We start from the raw sequence: 1413 nt of genomic DNA, 5'->3' as shown, positions 1-1413 counted from the left end.
AGTTGAGTCCCGCATAGTGGTGTAGCGCGGTGGCCCCCGTGATCGTCCCCGACGAGAACGCGGCCACCGTGTGATCCTTCGAGAAAGCTCTCTACTTCTCACTCGAACGGAGTCATCACGATGACCGCTCCTCACATTGTCGACCCTCACGGCCTCCTCGGTGAAGCCCTGACCGAAGCGTCCCCGGATCTGATGCGCAGCATGCTGCAAAGGATCATCAACGACCTGCTGTCCGCGGACGCTGATGCGGTCGCCGGCGCCGAGTACGGCCGTCCCAGCACCGACCGGGCTGCCCAGCGCAACGGCTACCGCCACCGCGACCTCGACACCCGGGTGGGCACGATCGACGTGGCCGTGCCCAAGCTCCGCACCGGCACCTACTTCCCCGAGTGGCTGCTCGAGCGGCGCAAGCGCGCAGAATCCGCGCTGATCACGGTCGTGGCGGACTGCTACCTCGCCGGGGTCTCCACCCGCCGCATGGACAAGCTCGTCAAGACCCTCGGCATCAACTCCCTCTCGAAATCACAGGTCAGCCGCATGGCAGCCGATCTCGACGAGCACGTCGAGCAGTTCCGCCACCGCCCCCTGGACGAGGCCGGCCCCTTCACGTTCGTCTCCGCCGACGCGCTGACGATGAAGGTCCGCGAGGGCGGACGGGTCATCAACGCCGTCGTCCTGCTGGCCACCGGCGTCAACGGCGACGGCCACCGCGAGGTCCTGGGCATGCGCGTCGCCACCAGCGAGACCGGCGCGGCGTGGAGCAGCTTCTTCGCCGACCTGGTCGCCCGCGGCCTGGGCGGAGTCCGCCTGGTCACCTCCGACGCCCACGCCGGGCTCGTGGAAGCGATCGCCGCGCACCTGCCCGGCGCGTCCTGGCAACGCTGCCGCACCCACTACGCCGCGAACCTGATGAGCATCTGCCCCAAAGGCATGTGGCCGGCCGTGAAGGCGATGCTGCACAGCGTCTACGACCAGCCCGACGCCGCAGCCGTGAACGCCCAGTTCGAGCGGCTGCTGGACTACGTCGGCGAGAAGCTCCCGGCCGTCGCCGAACACCTCGACGCCGCCCGCGCCGACGTCCTGGCCTTCACCGCGTTCCCCAAGGACGTGTGGGTCCAGATCTGGTCCAACAACCCCACCGAACGCCTGAACCGCGAGATCCGCCGCCGCACCGACTCCGTCGGGATCTTTCCCACCCGCGACGCCATTGTCCGCCTCGTCGGCGCGGTCCTGGCCGAACAGACCGATGAATGGGCCGAAGGCCGTCGCTACCTCGGACTCGATGTCCTCGCCCGCTGCCGCCTCAGCATCGTCCCCGACCCCGGAAGCGAGGAGGTCACCACCAACTCCCTGCCAGCCCTCACCGCCTGACACTCAGCGAAGGATCGCTACACCACTTCCCGGGACTTGACC

The 1413-nt window shown here is 68.6% G+C and carries 1 protein-coding gene; it reads left to right on the top strand.

Going from position 1 to position 1413, the window contains the following annotated elements; genetic code table 11:
• Positions 1-120: 120 nt before the first annotated feature.
• Positions 121-1371, top strand: coding sequence for an IS256 family transposase (locus ACT3SQ_RS19195; RefSeq protein WP_444592680.1), 1251 nt, complete (start codon positions 121-123; stop codon positions 1369-1371).
• Positions 1372-1413 lie beyond the last annotated feature (42 nt).

The organism is Brachybacterium sp. AOP42-C2-15 (assembly GCF_052377065.1).
Lineage (GTDB): Bacteria > Actinomycetota > Actinomycetes > Actinomycetales > Dermabacteraceae > Brachybacterium.
This window is presented reverse-complemented; position numbering and strand designations above follow the sequence as displayed.